This window comes from Devosia sp. BK (assembly GCF_032907385.1).
Lineage (GTDB): Bacteria > Pseudomonadota > Alphaproteobacteria > Rhizobiales > Devosiaceae > Devosia.
Map to the genome: position 1 here is coordinate 608,995 of NZ_JAIMBX010000002.1, position 18,983 is coordinate 627,977.

Sequence of the window (18,983 nt, forward strand, 5' to 3'; positions counted from 1 at the left end):
AAGGCCCCCTCTAGCGAAAACCCCACCATCAAACCCCCGTCGCCGGAATGCCCGTCCGCTCGACCTTGCGAGGCGCGACGATGTCCTTCCACTGGCTCAGCGCCCGATTGACCGGGTTCTTCGCCTCGCGCGCCACGAATTTCCCGTGGCCCGGCTCCGCCTTCACCTCGTTCTCGATGATGGAAACCTTACCCCGGCTCAGAACGAACCGCGGCATGCCCGTCACCTCAAAGCCCTCGAACACATTATAGTCGATCACCGACTGCTGGCTCTTCGCCGTAATCGTCTTCTTGCGCTTCGGGTCCCAGACGATCAGGTCGGCATCCGCCCCAACCATCACGGCACCCTTCTTGGGGTACATATTGAGAATCTTGGCGATATTCGTCGACGTGACGGCCACGAACTCATTCGGCGTCAGCCGCCCGGTATTGACCCCCGCCGTCCACAGCACCGGCAATCGATCTTCAAGCCCACCCGTCCCATTCGGAATTTTCGCAAAATTGCCGACGCCATTGCGCTTCTGCGCGGTGGTGAAGGCGCAGTGATCCGTCGCGACACACGACAGCGATCCCGCCTGCAAGCCGGCCCAGAGCGAATCCTGATGCGCCTTGTTGCGGAAGGGCGGCGACATCACCCGCCGCGCTGCATGGTCCCAATCGGCATTGAAATATTCGCTCTCGTCGAGAGTCAGATGCTGCACCAGCGGCTCGCCATAAACCCGCATGCCCTTCTGCCGCGCCCGCCGAATGGCCTCGTGCGCCTGTTCGCAAGAGACATGCACCACATAAAGCGGTACGCCGGCCATATCGGCGATCATGATGGCGCGATTGGTTGCCTCGCCCTCGACTTCCGGCGGTCGGGAATAGGCATGGCCCTCCGGCCCATTATTGCCCTCGGCAAGCAGCTTGGCCGTCATCGCCGCAACCACATCGCCATTTTCCGCATGCACCAGCGGCAGGGCGCCCAGCGCCGCGCAACGCTGGAACGAGGCGAACATCTCGTCGTCGTTCACCATCAGCGAGCCCTTATAGGCCATGAAATGCTTGAAAGAGGTGATGCCACGATCGACCACCTCGGCCATTTCATTGAACACCTGCTCGCCCCACCAGGTCACGGCCATATGGAATGAGTAATCCGCCGAAGCCTTGCCGGTCTTGTTGTCCCACATTTTTAGGGCTTCAAGCAGGCTCTGATCCGGATTGGGCAGGCAGAAATCCACCACCATCGTCGTCCCGCCGGCCAGCCCAGCGCGCGTCCCACTCTCGAAATCGTCGGCCGAATAGGTGCCCATGAACGGCATTTCGAGATGGGTATGCGGATCGATGCCGCCGGGCATGACGTAGCAGCCGGTGGCATCAAGCACCTCGTCGCCGGACAGATTCTGCCCGATCTCGACGATCACATCGCCCTCGATCTTGACGTCGGCGACATAGGAAAGATCCGCCGTAACGACCGTGCCGCCCTTGATAACTTTACTCATATCTTCGTTCCCTTGCAGTCTCTCAGCCCCACCAGCGCCCCTCAGCGCATCGGCGAGTCTGTTATATTTCTAAGCCGGAGTGGCCCCCTCATCCGTCTCGCCCTTTGGGCTAGCCACCTTCTCCCCGAGAGGGAGAAGAATAGAACGTGCCTCATGGATGAAATTTGCGCCGTTAGCCGCACGCACGCCTCTTATTCCTCTCCCTCTCGGGGAGAGGGTGGCCGGAGCAAAGCGGAGGTCGGGTGAGGGGGTACTATCAATGACGCGCGATATCGCTTCCAAAACCCCATCGCGATTTTGCAGCACCTCATTGTTCCAAAACCGCAATACCCCATAACCCTGGGCGTTCAGATACGTCGTTCGACTGAGGTCATTGGCGTTGTCAGCATGCTGCCCGCCATCCAGCTCGACAATCAAGGCTGCCTCACGACAGGCAAAATCTGCGATGTAAGGACCGATCTGAAACTGACGAACGAATTTACGGCCATCCAACCCGCGATTGCGCAGCACATACCAAAGCCGGTTCTCGGCATCGGTAGCGTTTCGGCGCAATTGGCGGGGGCGGGTGGTCATTCAGTCCGCCCCCTCATCCGCCCCTACCGGGGCACCTTCTCCCCGATGGGGAGAAGAACCGACAGGCCGGTCGAACCTTTCCTCTCCCCATTGGGGAGAGGTGGCTTGGCGGAGCCAAGTCGGTGAGGGGAGGCTGTCGGAGCGCACTGCTCTCACTCCACAATCTCCGCCGTTTCCACCACTGCATGGAACAGCACGTCACACCCGGCCGCCGCCCATTCCATTGAGATCTCTTCCGCCTCGTTGTGGCTCAAGCCGCCCACACACGGACACATGATCATCGTCGATGGCGCCACTTTCGCCGCCCAGCAGGCATCGTGCCCGGCGCCCGAGATGATGTTCATGTGCGAATACCCGAGCTTTTCCGCCGCCGAGCGCACGCGGCCGACCAGCGTCGGATCGAAGGTGACGGGATCAAAGTGCCCGACGGCCTCGACCGAACAGCCAACGCCCAGCTCCGCACAAATCTCCGCCGCCTTGGCTTCGATCGTCGCGCGCATACGATCCAGCTTCTCCTGGCTCGGCGTGCGTAGATCGACCGTAAACACCACCGTCCCCGGCAAGACATTGCGCGAGTTCGGCGAAAATTTCACCTGCCCCACGCCTGCCACAGCCCCCGGCTGCTCGCCCATCGCCACGTCCTGCACCATCTCCATGATGCGCGCCATGGCGAGCCCGGCATTGACGCGCATGGTCATCGGCGTCGAGCCTGTATGCGCTTCCTTGCCGGTCAGCGTGAACTCGAGCCACCACAGCCCCTGGCAATGGGTGACGACGCCAATCTGCTTGTCCTCGGCCTCGAGGATCGGCCCCTGTTCGATATGATATTCGAAATAGGCATGCATCTTTCGCGCGCCGACCTCTTCGTCACCCACCCAGCCGATGCGCTTCAGCTCGTTGCCGAAGAGTTTTCCGTCCATGTCCTTGCGGCTATAGGCATAGTCGAGGCTGAGGACCCCCGCGAACACGCCCGAGGCCACCATGGCCGGCGCAAAGCGCGCGCCTTCCTCATTGGTCCAATTGGTCACGACGATCGGGTGTTTGGTCTTGATTCCCAGATCATTCATCGAGCGCACGACTTCTAGCCCGGCCAAGACGCCCAGCACGCCGTCATATTTGCCGCCCGTCGGCTGCGTATCGAGGTGCGAGCCGATATAGACCGGCAGAGCATCCGGGTCGGTCCCGGCGCGCGTCATGAACATGGTGCCCATCTTGTCGACGCCCATCGTCAGCCCGGCCGCGTCGCACCAACGCTGAAACAGCGCGCGGCCTTGCTTGTCGCTATCGGTCAGCGTTTGCCGATTGTTCCCGCCCGCAATCCCGGGACCAATCTTGGCCATGTCCATCAGGCTCTCCCAGAGCCGGTCGCCATTGATCCGAAGGTTCTCGCCGGGAGAGGTCATGCTTTTACTCTTTAGTCTCGTGGATAAGAAAAGGCCCCGCCATCGCAGCGCGAGGGCAGGGCCGGGAATGCTACTTCAGGCTTGGGAACGTAAATTCCGCCCCACCCTTGATGCCGGCGGGCCAGCGGGTGGTGACGGTTTTGAGCCTTGTATAAAAATGGACGCCTTCGGGCCCATAGATGGAGTGATCGCCGAACAGCGACCGCTTCCAGCCGCCGAAGGAGTGATAGGCCACCGGCACCGGGATCGGCACGTTGATGCCCACCATCCCGACTTCGATCTTGTCGGCAAATTCACGCGCTGCGTCGCCATCGCGCGTGAAGATCGCCGTGCCATTGGCATATTCATGCCCGTGGATCAGATCGACCGCTTCCTGGAAACTGTTCTTGCGCACGACCGATAGGACCGGCCCAAAAATCTCTTCCTTGTAGATGGTCATGTCGGGGGTGACATTGTCGAACAGCGTGCCGCCGACATAGTAGCCGTTTTCATAGCCCTGCAGCTTGAACCCGCGGCCATCGACCACGAGCTCGGCGCCCTGTTCGACACCGGAGTCGATGTACCCAACAATCTTGTCGCGGTGGATTTTCGTGACCACCGGACCCATTTCGGCGTCCTTGTCGGTCGAAGGGCCGATCTTGAGGCTTTCAACGCGTGGCTTGAGCTTGGCAACCAGCGCATCGGCCGTCTTCTGACCCACCGGCACAGCCACGGAGATCGCCATGCAGCGCTCGCCGGCCGAACCATAACCCGCGCCCATCAGCGCATCGGCTGCCTGGTCGAGATCGGCATCGGGCATGATGATCATGTGGTTCTTGGCGCCACCGAGTGCCTGCATGCGCTTACCGGCTTTGGTGCCGCGCTGATAGACATATTCGGCGATTGGGGTCGAGCCGACGAAACTGACGGCCTTTACATCAGGATGGTCGAGAATCCCATCGACCATTTCCTTGTCGCCATGAACGATATTAAGAATGCCCTCGGGGAGACCTGCTTCCATGAAGAGGTTCCAGATGAGGAGCGAAGCCGAGGGATCACGTTCGGAGGGTTTCAGGATAAACGCATTGCCGCAGGCGACGGCCGCCGGGAACATCCACATCGGCACCATGGCCGGGAAGTTGAACGGGGTAATGCCCGCAACGACGCCGAGCGGCTGGCGATCGGAATAAGAATCGATCGAGGGGCCCACATTGCGCGAGAATTCGCCCTTGAGCAGTTGCGGAATGCCGCAGGCAAAATCGACGCAGTCGATGCCGCGGGCGACTTCGCCCAGCGCATCGTCATGCACCTTGCCGTGCTCTTTCGAGATTTCGCGCGCGATATCGTCGGAATACTGGTCGAGCAGCGCCTTGAACTTGAACATGACGCGCGCCCGCTTCATCGGCGGGGTATTGCCCCAGGCGACCTGCGCCTTGACCGAATTGGCGACGGCCGCGTTCAGCTCGTCGAGGGTCGAGAGCGGCAGTTCGGCGCTTTGCTCGCCCGTCGCTGGATTGAACACGGGCACGCGCCGCGTCGAACTCGATGTGTAGCGCTTGCCGCCTACGGCATTCTCGATGATGTGCATTTTGGCCGCCCCTCCTTGGGAACAAAAATTCTATTTTAGATTATGTAGAATATTTGTTCCATTTCACTCAAGCGTTTTGAGGATCCCTGCAAGCTTGGTGACGATTTCGTCGATCTGGCTTTCCGAAACGATCAGCGGCGGCGAGAGCGCGATGATGTCGCCCGTCGTGCGAATGAGGAGACCCTGTTCGAACGCCTTGAGAAAAGCCGAGAAGGCGCGTTTGGTCGGTTGCCCGGCGATGGGTTCGAGCTCGATGGCGCCGACAAGACCGATATTGCGGATATCGATCACATGCGGCAGGCCTTTTAGCGAATGCAGCGCCGCCTCGAATTTCGGCGCCAGTTCCGCACCACGGGTGAGAAGGCCTTCTTCGCGATAGGTTTCGAGCGTTGCGAGCCCTGCGGCCGACGCGATGGGATTGCCGGAATAGGTATAGCCGTGGAAAAATTCGATGACGTGTTCCGGCCCGTTCATGAACGCGTCGTGGATTTCGGCCGAAACCAGCACAGCGCCCATCGGGATGACGCCATTGGTCAGGCCCTTGGCGGTCACCATGATGTCGGGCACGACACCAAAATAGTCGGCGCCGAACGGCGTGCCCAAACGGCCATAGCCGGTGATCACTTCGTCGAAAATCAGCAGGATGCCGTGCTTCTTGGTGATATCGCGGAGGCGCTGCAGATAGCCCGGCGGCGGAATGAGCACGCCTGTCGACCCGGCCACCGGTTCGACGATAACCGCCGCGATGGTCGAAGCGTCATGAAGGGTGACAATGCGTTCGAGTTCGTCGGCGAGATCGACGCCGTGCTCCGGCAGGCCCTTCGAAAACGCGTTCTTGGCAAGGTTATGCGTATGCGGCAGATGGTCGACGCCGGTAAGGAGCGTGCCGAACATTTTCCGGTTGGTGACGATACCGCCGACCGAAATGCCGCCGAAATTGACGCCGTGATAGCCGCGTTCGCGGCCAATTAGACGCGTGCGCGAGCCTTCGCCCTTCACCTTGTGATAGGCGAGCGCCACTTTGAGCGCCGTCTCGACCGATTCCGAACCGGAATTGGTGAACAGCACATGGTCGAGCCCCGTGGGCGCGATGTCGATGATGCGATTGGCGAGTTCGAATGCCTTGGGATGTCCCATCTGGAAAGCTGGCGCATAGTCGAGTTCGGCGGCCTGGTTGGCGATCGCTTCGACAATTTTTGGCCGCGCATGGCCCGCATTGCAGCACCAGAGCCCGGCCGTCCCGTCGAGCACCTGGCGGCCGTCCGATGTCGTATAGTGCATGTCCTTGGCGGCCACGAACATGCGCGGCGCCTTCTTATATTGCCGGTTCGCCGTAAACGGCATCCAGAACGCGTTGAGATCGTTCGGCACGACGGTTGAAGTGGACACGGCGAAGTCGCTCCCTTGGCATGGTCCGGTCATTTTGCGCGGGCGCTTGACAGGGAAGCGCATTCGCCAGATTTTTGACCAGTTGGAAAAATGTTAGCACTCCTGTTCATTCCCGCAAGACGAAAATGGCGCCCAAAAACAAATCTCCAGCGTCACCGAAGGTGATCTCAGCGTCATCGAAGATGATCGCGCCAGCGTCATCGAAGATGATCGCGCCAGCGTCATCGAAGATGATCGCGCCAGCGTCATCGAAGATGATCGCAACGGATGGCTCATCGCCCGCTCCGAAGCGCCAGCACAAGGCGGACGCCAAAGTCGCCACGGCCCCCGCAAAGCCGCGGCCGGTCACGCGCATCCAGCGCGAAAAACAGGACATCATTCTCGAAGCCGCGCTCGAGGTCTTTTCGGTCCACGGCTTTCGCGGCGCAACGATCGATCAGATCGCCGAAGTGGCCGGTATGAGCAAACCCAACCTGCTCTATTATTTCCCGAAGAAGGAAGAGATCCATCGCCGCCTGATGTCAGAGCTCCTCGTCACCTGGCTCGCTCCCCTCGAAGAAATGCGCGCCGATGGCGATCCTTTCGTCGAGATCCGCTCCTATATCCGTCGGAAACTCGAAATGGCGCGCGATTTTCCCCGCCAAAGCCGACTCTTTGCCAATGAAATGTTGCGCGGCGCGCCGCACATCATCGATATGCTCGAAGTGGATTTGAAGGCCCTGGTCGAGGAAAAAGCCCAAGTGCTGCTCACCTGGATGGACCAGGGCAAGATTTCCCGCACCGATCCCTATCACCTGATCTTTTCGATCTGGGCGACCACCCAGCACTATGCCGATTTCGACGTCCAGGTGCGGGCAATCCTCGGCAAGGGCCGCGGCGGGGAAGGGCGGTTCGAGGATGCGGCAAGATATTTGGAGCAGCTCTTCTTGCACGGGCTGACGCCGAGGCCGAAGGGATAGCGTCTGGGGATCACCCCCTCCCAACCTCCCCCATCAAAGGGGGAGGTGCCGCTCCACTCTTGTGGCGCGATCCTACGGCAACCACCGGCAGATACCTCCCCCTTGATGGGGGAGGCTAGGAGGGGGTGATGTGAGCCCCGATGTGCCCTAACCAGCCCTACCCATCCAGCTCCGGATAATGCCGGAACAAATCACTCTCATTCGGCGCCAGCCGCCGCTCGCTCCGCAAATACGCCGCCACATTCGGCCGCGCCCGCACGCGCTCGCGCAAGTCCTCGACCCGCTCAAACTCTCCGCCGATCCGTCCCATCAGTTTGGGGAAGGCATAATGCAGCCCCTCCATCACCTGAAACAGCGAGAGGTCTGCATAGCTCAGCCGATCCCCGACCAGAAACTCAGGTCCCGCCGGATTGCGCGCCAAGATCGTCTCGAACCATTTTAGAAACTTCGGCACCCGCTCGTCGCAAAATTCCGCGGCCCGACGCCGCGCCTCCGGCTTCTGCTCCTCGTAATATTTGCCCATCCCTACCGGATGGTGCACGTCATGCCCCTCAAGCGCGAAGTCGGCGATGGTCAGTTGAATCTGATGCGTCCAGAGTTTGAGCCGCTCATCTCTTGGCGCCAGATCAAGCGTGCCGCCGAGATAAAACAGAATGGCGCTCGTCTGCCCGACCACCACATCGCCATGCCGCAGCACTGGCGGCGCAAAGCTCGGCGTAGCAATCTTCTCCGCCAGCGCCTCGATCACCCCGTCGCCCTCGACCCGCGCCATGTCCTCATAGGACACGCCCGCTTCTTCGAGCGCCAGCCGCACATATTCGCCCCGGCCCTGGATGCCGGTCCAATAAAAAAGTTCGTAAGTCATAGGCCCGAAATGCGCGGGGTTGCGAGCCGTTCCTTGACAGTTTTGCAGCGCTGTCCTTTCCTCACGGGCAGACCGTGAGGATTGGGCCATGCCCCAGATTGTTTCCGCCCATATGATGCTGACGCTCGACGGCTTCGGCACGGGGCTCAACCAGACGCGTGAAAGTCCGTTCGGCACCATCAATCCGCGTGACCTCGCGCGCTGGATGTTTGAAGACGGCGCCAACAATGCCGATGAGGTCAAGGCCGTCACCGATTACGGCGCCTTCATCATGGGCCGCAACATGTTCGCCGCCCCCGGCGAAACCGTTTGGGAAGACTCTTGGCGCGGCTGGATTTTGGCCGCCCGGCAAACTCAAGCCAATAACCCACCTCCGGGTCATCCCCGCGCAAGCGAGAAGCTCTTTTCCAGATCCAAGGGATACCCGCTTTCGCGGGAATGACGCAGTGGACGTTGGAAAACTCACTTCTTCCCAATACGACCCAAGTGCGTATCCTGAAAGCCGGTTTCCTTCTTGAGCCCATAGCCCAGCATGCGGTCCATGCCGATATGCGCCACCCAGATCGCCGCGATTCCAAAGGCGATCGGCCCGAACACAAAGCCGCTGGCCGCAACAAGCGCCGGGGTCACATAGGTATGGACGAGATTATAGCTCCACGCGCCAACGCGCGGTGACACCAGATAGCCGGCCATGAAGACATCGGGCACGAGAAACAGAACCGCGAAAACGATCCATGACTGGCCAAGCATGGCATAGGCGGTCACGCCAAAAACCACGGCCGCAAGGGCTTCGAGGCGGAGCAGCAAGGCGGTGCCCTTGATCGTGTTGGCGGCAGGCTGAGAAAGGGACATCGTCGTTCCGTCGATGGTCATGGCAAGCTCCTGTTCTGTTGAACAAGGTATAGTTCTCGCCATCCCCGTATAGAATTGACCAAATGTGGCGGCTGGCTATTCACTCTTGAATGCCTCGCTGACCCGTCCTGCAGATCAGCCCTTCGTGTGCTCACCTTGCTTTGGCCGCATCGCGGCATATCTAATGGAGCAACACCAAAGCGAAGGGGAGTGCCCCATGTCCACCAATCCGCGCCATTCCGTCGTCGCCTTGCGGGCTCAAATCCCCGAAACCGCGTTCACGGCCTCGACCCTCGGTACCGTGCGCGAAGGCAGCGGCGCCGTCATCAACGACAAGGGTCTCATCGTCACCATCGGCTATCTGGTCACCGAAGCCGAGGAAGTGTGGCTGACGACCCATGACGAGCGCGTCGTGCCCGCCCATGTCGTCGGCATCGACCAGGTCACCGGCTTTGGCCTCGTCCAGGCCATGGGCGATCTCGACCTGCCGGCCCTGCGGCTTGGCAGTTCGGCCGGCGCGCGTGTCAGCGATATCGGCCGCATCATCGACGGCGAGGGCGAAGAGGTCGTCAACGAGGTCGTCGCCCGCCAGGAATTTGCCGGCTATTGGGAATATATGCTCGACGAGGCGATCTTCACCTCGCCCTTCCACCCCTCTTGGGGCGGGGCCGCGCTGCTCGACAACAATGACAATCTCATCGGCATCGGCTCGTTGCGCCTCCAGATGATGAATGCCGGCGACACGACCGATATCAACATGGTCGTGCCCATCGATCTCCTCAAACCCATTCTCGATGATCTCGTCACGACTGGCCAGGCCGCGCGCGAGGCACGGCCATGGCTCGGCGTCTTTTCTGCCGAGCGCAACAATGGCGTCGTGGTGATGAACGTCTCCGATGGCGGCCCGGCCGATACAGCTGGCCTCAAGAGCGGCGACATCATTTCCGAACTCGACGGCGAGGAAATCGAAGGCCTCGGCGATTTTTACCGAAAACTCTGGGCCAAGGCTCCGGCCGGCTCCGAATTCGCCCTCCGCATCGTCCGCTCCGGCCGCGAATCCTGGGTCCGCGTCAAAACCGCCGACCGCAACGATTTTCTGGTCAAGCCGCAACTGCAGTAGAGCTGGTGGAGCGCGAAGCGCACCTCTCCCTCTGGGGGAGAGGTCGCCGCAACGCGGCGGGTGAGGGGGCCTTAATCCAGCCCCTTGATCTCCAGATGATCAAGCCCGAGCGCACGTCGTTTCCGCGCGCTCATCTTTGCCGCGATAATCTGGTGCGCCTCGACCACATAGGCTTCCACCTCGTCACCCGTCAGCGGGCTATCGACCGAAATCGCCACCCAACCCGCCCGCGCAAAATAAGGCGCCGGTCGGATTCCTGGCATCTCGGTGAGCAGATCGAACGACATCTCCGACACCTTGCACCACACCTCGCCGGGGTCGCGATCGAGCAGCGCAAAAATCTTATCCCCGACCTTGGCGACCGAATCGTCACGCCATTGCCGCACCACGGAAACGGCGGGCAGGCGCGCGACGAAGGCTTCGAAGCCCGGCCGGGTCATGATAGTGAGGTAGGGGGTGCTCAATGTTAACGGACTGCTAACAGAAACGGCGCAGCGGATAACCGCTACGCCGTGAAAAAATGCTACTCGGCAGCCACGCCCAGCCCGATCGGGCAAGAGACGCCGGTGCCATTCAACCCGCAATAGCCGTTCGGGTTCTTGGCGAGGTATTGCTGGTGATAGGTCTCGGCATAATAGAACGGACCAGCCTCACCAATTTCCGTCGTGATCGGACCTAAGCCCTTTTCACGCAAGGCATTTTGGTAAGCGTCCTTGCTGCGGGCGACGATGTCTGCCTGCTCGGGCGTCGTCGTATAGATGGCAGACCGATACTGGGTCCCCACATCATTGCCCTGCCGCATGCCCTGGGTCGGATCGTGCTCTTCCCAAAAGGTTTTCAGCAGTGTTTCCAATGAGATAGCCTTGGGGTCATAGACCACCTTGACCGCCTCGGTATGCCCAGTCTTGCCTGAACATACCTCTTCATAAGAGGCGTTCGGCGTATGTCCGCCCTGATAACCCACGGCGGTCACGTAAACGCCCGGCAGTTTCCAGAACAGCCGCTCGGCGCCCCAGAAGCAGCCAAGACCAAAATAGACGGTCTCGAGCCCCTCGGGATAGGGCCCCTTGAGGCTCTTGCCATTGACAAAATGTTCAGGTGCCACAGGCATTTCCACCGTCCGGCCCGGCAGGGCGTCAGCAGCAGAAGGAATAGATGTCGGCTTGGTGCGGAAGAACATGAAATGCTCCTTTCGCCCCGCAATATGGGGATTTAAGCAGGCGTTTGCGAGCGTTCAAATTTCTTCGGCGCGCAAAAAGCGTTCACGACGTGGCGAGCGGCCCAGCAGCGCAAAAAGAATGCCGGGTAAGCCGATGACGGCAAAGGCCGGATAGGTCAAAAGCACATCGAGCGCATTGTCGAGCAGCGTCGCGAAGAACCGGCTGCGCAAAAATCCGCGAAGCTCATCAAGGCTTTGCGCGCCGACCTGCATCCACACATCGCCCAGAGACGTGAAGGTGGCGACATTGCTTGCCAATGTCTTTGTGCCATCGATGACCAGCAACACTAGTGCAAGCCCGATGAGCCATGTGCCTATGATACGCAAGGCTATCCGCATTTACCCCGTCCCGTGCTCGCGGGCGGCGACCGCTCCGCCCCTGCACTCAATGATTGTGCCACGTCCTGCCTTCGCTCCACAAGAGATTGGCGCCATATCGAAAAACATGGGTAACAGGTCCAATCTCTGGCTTGCGCCCGCAAAGTTCATCGCTATATTGCGCCACGCTCGCAACGGCCCAACGTGGTCGCGCGCAGTCCGGTTCCGGACCTGCCACGGCGATGCGGAGAGATGGCCGAGTGGTCGAAGGCGCACGCCTGGAAAGTGTGTAGGCGGGTAACCGTCTCGAGGGTTCGAATCCCTCTCTCTCCGCCAGTTTTCCCAAGACCTTCGGAAACGTTTAAACGCTCGTAGATCAGAGCTCTTCGTAACGCCTTACTGCTTCGGGGGAGGCGTGGCGCACGTTGCGCTTTTCTAGCGACGTTGCTGGAACCCCAAGTCATAGGACGCTGCACGATAGCCAGAATGAACGATATAGTGCGCTGCGCGAGCGCACCGTCGACAGCTGTGCCATGCTCAATCGCTTCCCATATTCAGGAAATCGATCTTCTTTAGTCTATAGAATTAGTGGATATTGAAGGCTAACGTTCTCTCCATCACTGATCGGATGGAAAGACATGCAGCAGAGCCGTCGAACCGCGACCCTTTTAATCGCATCCTCGCTTCTATCACTAGCAAGTTTCGGCCTGGTGCACGCCCAGGAAAGCGCTCCACTTCTCGCCGACGTTCCGGCGGGCACCAAGCTCGTGGTGGGTGACCCGCAGACCAAGGTGGCGCTGCAGCTTTCCGGTCTCATCGACGAGATTCCCTTCGAGATCGAATGGACCAATCTCAGCGGTGGGCCGCAGACCTCGGAAGCCTTCCGGGCGCGGGCGCTCGATGTTGGCTCGGTGGCTGAAATTCCATCGATCTTTGCCAACTGGAATGACCTGCCGGTCCGCAACATTGCCTATCGCGAACGCGAAGATCCTATCGGCCACCCGATCTATCGGTTCGGCATCGCCCCAGGCGTGGACGTCAAGACTCTCGCCGACTTCCGCGGCAAGCGCATTGCCTTTAGCCCCGGCCAGGCCCAGGGCGCTTTGGTGCTGCGGGCTCTACAGGCGGCGGGGCTGACGCGCGACGACGTGACCCTGGTCGAACTGCCGAGTACGGGCGATGTCTATCCTGTGGCACTTGCCAGCCATCAGGTCGATGTGGCGCCGATCGGTGGGGTCTATATCCGGCGTTATGTGAACCAGTATGGCGCTGATGGCGCGACGGTGATCGAGCACGGGCTGCGCGATGATCCGAGCCATCTCTACGCACCGCAATGGGTGCTGGACGATCCGGCCAAGGCCGCGGCGCTGGCCGTCTATGTCGGCTTCTGGGCCCGCGCTACGCAATGGGTCAATGAGAACCCCGAGGCGTGGGTCGAGGGCTACTATGTTGGGGATCAGGGCCTGAGCAAGGAAGACGGCGAGTATCTCGTCGAGCTCGTGGGTAATCAGATCATCCCCGATAACTGGGACGAGGTCGTCGCCCGCCATCAGAAGACCATCGACCTCCTGGGCGCCGAGCTCGGCTACGAGCCCTTCAGCGCCGAGAACATCTTCGACCGCCGCTTTGAAACAATCGCCGCCGCAGCCCTGAGCGCCAAATAGACTTCTCTGAACCTGGAGTTCCGCGATGACCTATATGACCAGCAGCCATAGTGGAAGGCTCGATGTCCTCGACCGGGAAAGACCGGCGAGCTATGCCCCGCCCACCAGCTTCCGCCCGCCCGCCTTTGTCGAAAATTCGCCCCGGCGCCGGCGGCGCCTTGGGCCGGGTCCGGCCATTCCCTTCGGTCTCCAGATCGGGCCTCTCGCCCTGGTGTTGATCTGGACTGCGGGGTCGGCATTCGGGCTGCTCGATCCGCGCATCCTGCCGGCGCCATGGGCAATTGTTGGCACCTTTGGTGATCTTATCGCCGATGGGCGGCTGCAATCGAACTTCCTTACCTCGTCGGTACGAGCGCTGCTGGGATTGGGGTTCGGCATCGTCATCGGTCTTCTGCTTGCGGTCATCTCCGGACTTTCAAGGGTTGGAGAGGCCTTCATCGATGGGCCCATCCAGATCAAGCGCGCCGTACCGACACTCGCCATGATCCCACTCCTGATGCTGTGGCTGGGGATCGGCGAGACCATGAAGGTTACGATCATTACGCTTGGCGTCGTCGTGCCGATCTACATGCACACGCATAATGCGCTGCGGGCCATCGACGAGCGCTATGTCGAACTCGCTGAAACGTTGCGCATGAGTCAGCGTGATTTCCTGTTGCAAGTCGTGCTGCCCGGTGCAGTGCCTGGCTTCCTCCTGGGTTTACGGTTTGCCGTCACGCTGTGCTGGGTTTCGCTGGTGGTGGTCGAGCAGATCAATGCCACCTCGGGCCTCGGCTACATGATCGAACTCGCCCGCACCTATGGTCAAACCCAGATCATCATCGTTGGGCTCGTGGTTTATGCCGTCCTCGGCCTTGCCTCCGACGGCGTCGTCCGTCTGCTTGAAAGGAGACTGCTGTCATGGCGCCGCACGCTCGCTCATTAAAGGCGGTTGAAGTCCGCCGGCTGACCCGCCGCTTTGGCGACGTCACCATCCTCGACGACCTCGACCTCGACATCGCCCAGGGCGAATTCATGGCTCTTTTAGGCAAGAGCGGTTCAGGTAAGAGCACATTCCTGCGTGCACTGGCCGGGCTCGACTACGAGGTGGACGGCACCGGGTCACTCCGAACGCCGGAAAAGCTCTCCGTCGTGTTTCAGGATGCGCGGCTCCTGCCTTGGCGCAGTGTGATCCAGAATGTCACGTTGGGCCTTGGTGGGGCAGGGCGTGAGCCTGGCCGAAAAGCTCTTGAAGAGGTGGGGCTCGCAGGTCGCGAAACGGCCTGGCCGATCCAGCTTTCCGGCGGCGAGCAGCAGCGCGTGGCGCTGGCCCGCTCGCTGGTACGGGAGCCCGCATTGCTCCTGTCCGACGAGCCTTTTGGGGCACTCGACGCGCTGACGCGGCTCAAGATGCACGATTTGCTCCGCGAGCTCTGTGCGCGCCACCGGCCGGCAGTGCTCCTCGTCACACACGATGTCGACGAGGCGATCTCTCTGGCCGATCGCATTCTGGTGCTCGACCAGGGCCGCCTGGTCGAAGACCTCAAGGTCGACATCAAGGGCCGTCGCAGCCACGGCGATCCACGCTTTGGTGCCATCCGATCGCAATTGCTTTCGCGGCTTGGCGTCGACGTCGACGACCGAAGCGCTGCCTAAACGAAAGGACACTGAAATGAGTGAGAAAAGACAGCTCAAGCTCGGCGCCTTTATCATGGCGACTGGACACCATATATCAGCCTGGCGGCATCCAGCCTCGCAAGCCGATGCAGGACACAATATCGACCACTATAAAGACCTGGCGCAGACCGCCGAGCGTGGCAAGTTCGACTTGGTCTTCGTCGCTGACAGTCCGGCGGGGTGGGAGCGTGCCAAGGATCCGGAAGCGCTGCGGCGCTCAAGCCAGGGCGCGCATTTCGAACCGATAACGCTTTGGGCAGCCCTGTCGCAGGTGACGAGCCATATCGGCTTTGTGGCGACGGCATCCACCACATACGAGGATCCCTATCTCCTCGCGCGGAAATTTGCCTCGCTTGACCATATCAGCAAGGGTCGGGCTGCCTGGAACGTGGTGACAACCGGGGCCGACGTCTCCAAGAATTTTTCCATCCCAGGACATCCCGCCCATGCGGATCGTTACGAGCGCGCCGAGGAGTTCGTCGATCTCGTCAAAGGGTTGTGGGATTCCTATGAGGACGATGCTTTCGTGCGCGACAAGGCAAGCGGCGTCTATCTCGATCCCGATAAAATCCACCAGCTCAATCACCAGGGCAAATTCTTCACCGTCAGCGGTCCGCTCAATGTCGCGCGTCCCGTGCAGGGCTATCCAGTAATCGTGCAGGCTGGTGCCTCCGAGCCGGGACGTGAGTTCGCGGCCCGGACCGCCGAAATGATCTTTACCGCCAATCAGACCCTTGAAGATGCGCAGGAATTTTATTCGGACGTGAAGGGCCGACTTGGTCGCTACGGCCGAAGCACCAATGAGCTGCTCATCAGTCCTGGCATCTTCCCCGTGCTCGGCGGCACCGAGAAGGAGGCGCAGGAAGAGTATGACTATATCCAGTCCCTCATCCACCCCTCGATCGCCTGGACAATTCTGGAGCGCCAGTACAAGGGCATCGATCTTTCGGGATATTCGCTCGACGACCGCGCTCCGCCATTGCCGCAGAACACCGAGCTCAACAAGAGCCGGCTCAAGCTCGTAACCGATCTTGTCGAGCGCAATAACCTGACTCTTCGGCAGCTTTATCTGGCGGTTGCGGGCGCTCGTGGACACCGCACTGTCGTCGGTACGCCCGAGCAAATTGCCGATGCGATTGAGGATTGGTTCAACAATGGCGCCGCGGATGCCTTCAACATCATGCCGCCCATTCTACCGACCGGCCTTACCGACTTTGTCGATCAGGTTGTTCCGATCCTGCAGCGAAGAGGGATTTTCCGGACCGAGTATGAGGGGCAGACGCTGCGCGAAAATCTCGGACTGTCGCGCCCGGCCAACGGGCTTGCCCTGCCTGCCCTCCAGCGTAAGGCCGTCTAGAGACATGAGCACGACCGAATTTCTTTGGTATATCCCCAATCAGGTGAACCCCGGCCATCGCGGCGAGCCCGTTGCCGTCGATCACAACAGCCTCGACGTACTGACCGCGCAGGCCGAGGCGCTTGAGGACAACGGTTGGCATGGTGCGCTGCTCGGAACGGGCTGGGGGCGGCCCGACACGTTTACCCTTGCGACGGCATTGGCTGCGCGCACCCGAAGCTTCGAACCGTTGATCGCCATCCGGCCCGGCTATTGGCGACCGGCCAATTTCGCGTCTGCGGCGGCGACGCTCGATCATCTCAACGGTGGGCGGGTGCGGATCAATATCGTGTCGGGTCAGGATAATCTGGCCGCCTATGGCGACAGCGAAGGTGACCAAGCGCATCGCTATGCGCGGACCAAGGAATTCATGAGGCTCGTCCGGCGGCTTTGGACGGAGGAAAACGTCACCTTTGCCGGTGAGCATTTCTCGGTGACCGACAGCACCGTCGTGCCACGACCGATCGTTCGAGGCGATCGCAAACATCCCAAGCTTTACTTTGGCGGGGCGTCCGAAGCCGCGGAGCGCGTGGCGGCCACTGAAGCCGATGTGCAGCTTTTCTGGGGTGAACCGCTCGAGGGCATTGCCGAGCGCATCGCTCGGCTCAAAGCGCTCAGTCTCGAGCTCGATCGCGACCTGCCGCCGCTCAAGTTTGGGCTGCGGATCACCACTTTGGTGCGTGACACGACCGAAGAGGCCTGGCGGGATGCCGAGGCCAAGGTGGCTGAAATGGCAAGGCATCAGGGTTTGGGGTGGCACGATCACAACCGCAAGGTTGCCGTGGGTCAGAAGCGGCTGTTGGATCTGCATGCTCGCGGCGAGGTGCTCGACGATAATCTCTACACTGCGCCAGGAAAATTCGGCGGGGGTGGCGCCGGGACAACCTGGCTCGTCGGTTCGGCCCAGCGCGTCGCCAATAGCCTCAAGAAATATCGCGCCCTGGGTATCGATACGTTTGTGCTGTCCGATACGCCCTATCTTGATGAGATCAGACGTCAGGGCCGGCATCTGCTGCCGCTGCTCCGTAGCGTCCCGGCAGATAGAGATGCGCACAAGATAGAGCCGGAGCCGGTGAATTAGGCCTCTACAAGTGTGCTCGGGCTAAGTGCTTGCGCGGAGTTCCGCGCGCCTGCAGTGCTCTTCCAGTGCCGCACAAAAAGCATCGGGAACATCTAGATTGGCGCAGTGGCCGCCTCTGGGAAGGTCAATCAGATCGATATTGGGCCGGTGGGCTAACCTGCGGATATCGTGGCGCAGCCGCAGATTGACCGCGTGGTCCTTGCCGCCCCGAAGCACGAGCACGGGGCGATCGTAGCTGAGCGCATTGGCGATGAAGTCGTAGCGGCGCAGACCAGAGACAATTGCCGCGCCAGCCCCAACGTTGAATTGCCGTATGGCTGTCTCAATCGACTGTCGGCCAAACAAGCTTTGCGTCGTCGTTCGAGCGGTCAACCAAGCGGTCACGGGCGCGCCGGGCAAAAACGATAGGCGCAGGACGTGGGCCGCCTGCGCAGGCAATTGCATCGAAAAACAGGTGCCGAACAGCGCTAGGCTCTCCAGCCGATCGCTTTGCGGTGTTCCCAGGAGATGGAGAGCCAGGATGCCTCCGAGTGAATTGCCAACCCAGTGAACCTGCCCGGCATTGGCGTGCTCAAGTACAGCGAGGACGTCCTGCGCCATGGTGGCGATGGAAAAATCGGCGGCACGAATGGGTCCGGAGGGCACGCCCGAAGCTCCATGTCCCCTCAAGTCGGGCACGATCACCCGATGGCCGCTCTCGGCAAAACGCACTGCGTCATTGTGGAACTGCAGGCCGGACGATGCGAGACCGTGCACCAATACGATGTCGGTTGCGGAGCTTCGGCGGGGCACGTATTCCGCATAGGTCAGCGTAACGCCCGAAGCGCTGTCGAGACGATGCCTCTCAAGCATGCCGGAGGTTTCTATATGCACGGCTTCAGGCTCTCCTTTGCCTAGAGTTGGGGGCGAGATCGGCCGTTCGCAATCGGAACGGCCGATTGTTGTTCCCTGCCAAACCGGCGTAGAAGACAGTATGGAAGACTTTCACAGCGAGACCGACGGATCGCAGCGTCCCATAATTGTCTTTGATGCAATGTGCGTACTCTGCTCGGCCAATGCGCAATTTGTTCTCAACAACGATAGCCGCGGCCATTTTCTGCTGGCATCCATGCAGGGCGAAGTTGGCAGCGCAATCTATCGCAAGTTCGGTATCGATCCTTCCCAACCCGATACTATGGTGGTCGTGACTGGGGAGCGTGTTCGGCGGAACAGTGACGCTATTCTCTCCATTTATGAAGGGCTGGGGTGGCCATGGCGAATGCTCTCGATTTTTCGGGTCATTCCCCCGGTTCTCCGCGATCCAATCTATCGCTTTATCGCCCGCAATCGTTACCGCATCTTCGGTAAGCGAGACGCGTGCTGGCTGCCGACACCGGATCAAGCCAAGCGTGTGCTTTAGACACTCGGTCAGATTGGTCGCCACCTTGCAGATCAAATGGGG

Annotated in this window: 20 protein-coding genes and 1 tRNA gene; 10 read left to right on the plus strand and 11 right to left on the minus strand. The window is 60.5% G+C overall.

Features of this window, described 5'->3' with window-relative positions; translation table 11 throughout:
• Positions 1 to 28 precede the first annotated feature (28 nt).
• From hydA to DevBK_RS15020, 5 genes are all read right to left on the minus strand, one after another.
• The gene (hydA, locus tag DevBK_RS15000; RefSeq protein ID WP_317186014.1) at positions 29 to 1,480 is read right to left on the minus strand and encodes a dihydropyrimidinase; all 1,452 of its coding nucleotides are present in this window, start codon (positions 1,478 to 1,480) and stop codon (positions 29 to 31) included.
• A gap of 69 nt (positions 1,481 to 1,549) precedes the next feature.
• On the minus strand, positions 1,550 to 2,053 hold the full coding sequence (locus DevBK_RS15005) for an endonuclease domain-containing protein (RefSeq protein ID WP_317186015.1): 504 nt from the start codon (positions 2,051 to 2,053) through the stop codon (positions 1,550 to 1,552).
• Positions 2,054 to 2,205: 152 nt separating this feature from the next.
• A complete protein-coding gene (locus DevBK_RS15010) occupies positions 2,206 to 3,456 on the minus strand; it encodes a Zn-dependent hydrolase (protein WP_317186016.1) in 1,251 nt (416 codons plus the stop codon).
• A gap of 70 nt (positions 3,457 to 3,526) precedes the next feature.
• Positions 3,527 to 5,023 (minus strand): CoA-acylating methylmalonate-semialdehyde dehydrogenase, encoded by a 1,497-nt coding sequence (locus DevBK_RS15015; protein WP_317186017.1) that lies wholly within the window; start codon positions 5,021 to 5,023, stop codon positions 3,527 to 3,529.
• A gap of 63 nt (positions 5,024 to 5,086) precedes the next feature.
• On the minus strand, positions 5,087 to 6,367 hold the full coding sequence (locus DevBK_RS15020) for an aspartate aminotransferase family protein (protein ID WP_317186119.1): 1,281 nt from the start codon (positions 6,365 to 6,367) through the stop codon (positions 5,087 to 5,089).
• Positions 6,368 to 6,666: 299 nt separating this feature from the next.
• Here DevBK_RS15020 and DevBK_RS15025 point away from each other — a divergent pair, with 299 nt between their 5' ends.
• On the plus strand, positions 6,667 to 7,371 hold the full coding sequence (locus DevBK_RS15025) for a TetR family transcriptional regulator C-terminal domain-containing protein (protein WP_410494084.1): 705 nt from the start codon (positions 6,667 to 6,669) through the stop codon (positions 7,369 to 7,371).
• Positions 7,372 to 7,528: 157 nt separating this feature from the next.
• Here the strand turns inward: DevBK_RS15025 and DevBK_RS15030 are convergent, their stop codons facing one another.
• Complete coding sequence (locus tag DevBK_RS15030) at positions 7,529 to 8,236, minus strand: glutathione S-transferase (RefSeq protein WP_062628813.1); 708 nt, start codon at positions 8,234 to 8,236, stop codon at positions 7,529 to 7,531.
• Between the two features lie 88 nt (positions 8,237 to 8,324).
• Here DevBK_RS15030 and DevBK_RS15035 point away from each other — a divergent pair, with 88 nt between their 5' ends.
• Entirely contained in the window at positions 8,325 to 8,678 is a 354-nt protein-coding gene (locus DevBK_RS15035; RefSeq protein WP_062628814.1) for a hypothetical protein, read from the plus strand.
• Between the two features lie 20 nt (positions 8,679 to 8,698).
• Here the strand turns inward: DevBK_RS15035 and DevBK_RS15040 are convergent, their stop codons facing one another.
• Positions 8,699 to 9,109, minus strand: a complete 411-nt coding sequence (locus DevBK_RS15040) for a DUF4260 domain-containing protein (RefSeq protein ID WP_317186018.1) — start codon at positions 9,107 to 9,109, stop codon at positions 8,699 to 8,701.
• A gap of 196 nt (positions 9,110 to 9,305) precedes the next feature.
• On the opposite strand from DevBK_RS15040, the gene DevBK_RS15045 reads away from it, so the two are divergent.
• Positions 9,306 to 10,208, plus strand: coding sequence for a S1C family serine protease (locus DevBK_RS15045; RefSeq protein WP_061908785.1), 903 nt, complete (start codon positions 9,306 to 9,308; stop codon positions 10,206 to 10,208).
• Positions 10,209 to 10,279: 71 nt separating this feature from the next.
• Here the strand turns inward: DevBK_RS15045 and DevBK_RS15050 are convergent, their stop codons facing one another.
• From DevBK_RS15050 to DevBK_RS15060, 3 genes are read right to left on the minus strand one after another with little or no spacing between them, the layout of a single operon-like run.
• Complete coding sequence (locus DevBK_RS15050; RefSeq protein ID WP_317186019.1) at positions 10,280 to 10,672, minus strand: MmcQ/YjbR family DNA-binding protein; 393 nt, start codon at positions 10,670 to 10,672, stop codon at positions 10,280 to 10,282.
• A 59-nt stretch (positions 10,673 to 10,731) separates the two neighbouring features.
• Positions 10,732 to 11,388 (minus strand): peptide-methionine (S)-S-oxide reductase MsrA, encoded by a 657-nt coding sequence (gene msrA / locus DevBK_RS15055; protein WP_317186020.1) that lies wholly within the window; start codon positions 11,386 to 11,388, stop codon positions 10,732 to 10,734.
• Positions 11,389 to 11,442: 54 nt separating this feature from the next.
• A complete protein-coding gene (locus DevBK_RS15060) occupies positions 11,443 to 11,766 on the minus strand; it encodes a hypothetical protein (RefSeq protein WP_317186021.1) in 324 nt (107 codons plus the stop codon).
• A 225-nt stretch (positions 11,767 to 11,991) separates the two neighbouring features.
• On the opposite strand from DevBK_RS15060, the gene DevBK_RS15065 reads away from it, so the two are divergent.
• The 6 genes from DevBK_RS15065 to DevBK_RS15090 all read left to right on the plus strand — a co-directional run bounded on the left by DevBK_RS15065 (position 11,992) and on the right by DevBK_RS15090 (position 17,542).
• A tRNA-Ser gene (locus DevBK_RS15065) sits at positions 11,992 to 12,081 on the plus strand.
• 302 nt (positions 12,082 to 12,383) lie between these two features.
• Complete coding sequence (locus DevBK_RS15070; protein WP_062628817.1) at positions 12,384 to 13,409, plus strand: ABC transporter substrate-binding protein; 1,026 nt, start codon at positions 12,384 to 12,386, stop codon at positions 13,407 to 13,409.
• A 25-nt stretch (positions 13,410 to 13,434) separates the two neighbouring features.
• Positions 13,435 to 14,334: an ABC transporter permease gene (locus tag DevBK_RS15075; RefSeq protein WP_317186022.1), complete on the plus strand. Its 900-nt coding sequence runs from the start codon at positions 13,435 to 13,437 to the stop codon at positions 14,332 to 14,334.
• Entirely contained in the window at positions 14,310 to 15,044 is a 735-nt protein-coding gene (locus tag DevBK_RS15080; RefSeq protein ID WP_317186023.1) for an ABC transporter ATP-binding protein, read from the plus strand. Before DevBK_RS15075 ends, DevBK_RS15080 begins: the two co-directional genes overlap by 25 nt.
• A gap of 16 nt (positions 15,045 to 15,060) precedes the next feature.
• Positions 15,061 to 16,422 carry an LLM class flavin-dependent oxidoreductase gene (locus DevBK_RS15085; protein WP_317186024.1) on the plus strand — a complete coding sequence of 454 codons (1,362 nt, stop codon included), beginning with the start codon at positions 15,061 to 15,063 and terminating at the stop codon, positions 16,420 to 16,422.
• 4 nt (positions 16,423 to 16,426) lie between these two features.
• On the plus strand, positions 16,427 to 17,542 hold the full coding sequence (locus tag DevBK_RS15090) for an LLM class flavin-dependent oxidoreductase (RefSeq protein WP_317186025.1): 1,116 nt from the start codon (positions 16,427 to 16,429) through the stop codon (positions 17,540 to 17,542).
• 21 nt (positions 17,543 to 17,563) lie between these two features.
• On the opposite strand, the gene DevBK_RS15095 is transcribed toward DevBK_RS15090, so the two are convergent.
• Entirely contained in the window at positions 17,564 to 18,415 is an 852-nt protein-coding gene (locus DevBK_RS15095; RefSeq protein WP_317186026.1) for an alpha/beta hydrolase, read from the minus strand.
• A 100-nt stretch (positions 18,416 to 18,515) separates the two neighbouring features.
• Between DevBK_RS15095 and DevBK_RS15100 the strand changes: the two genes are divergently transcribed.
• Complete coding sequence (locus DevBK_RS15100) at positions 18,516 to 18,941, plus strand: thiol-disulfide oxidoreductase DCC family protein (protein WP_317186027.1); 426 nt, start codon at positions 18,516 to 18,518, stop codon at positions 18,939 to 18,941.
• Positions 18,942 to 18,983: the final 42 nt, after the last annotated feature.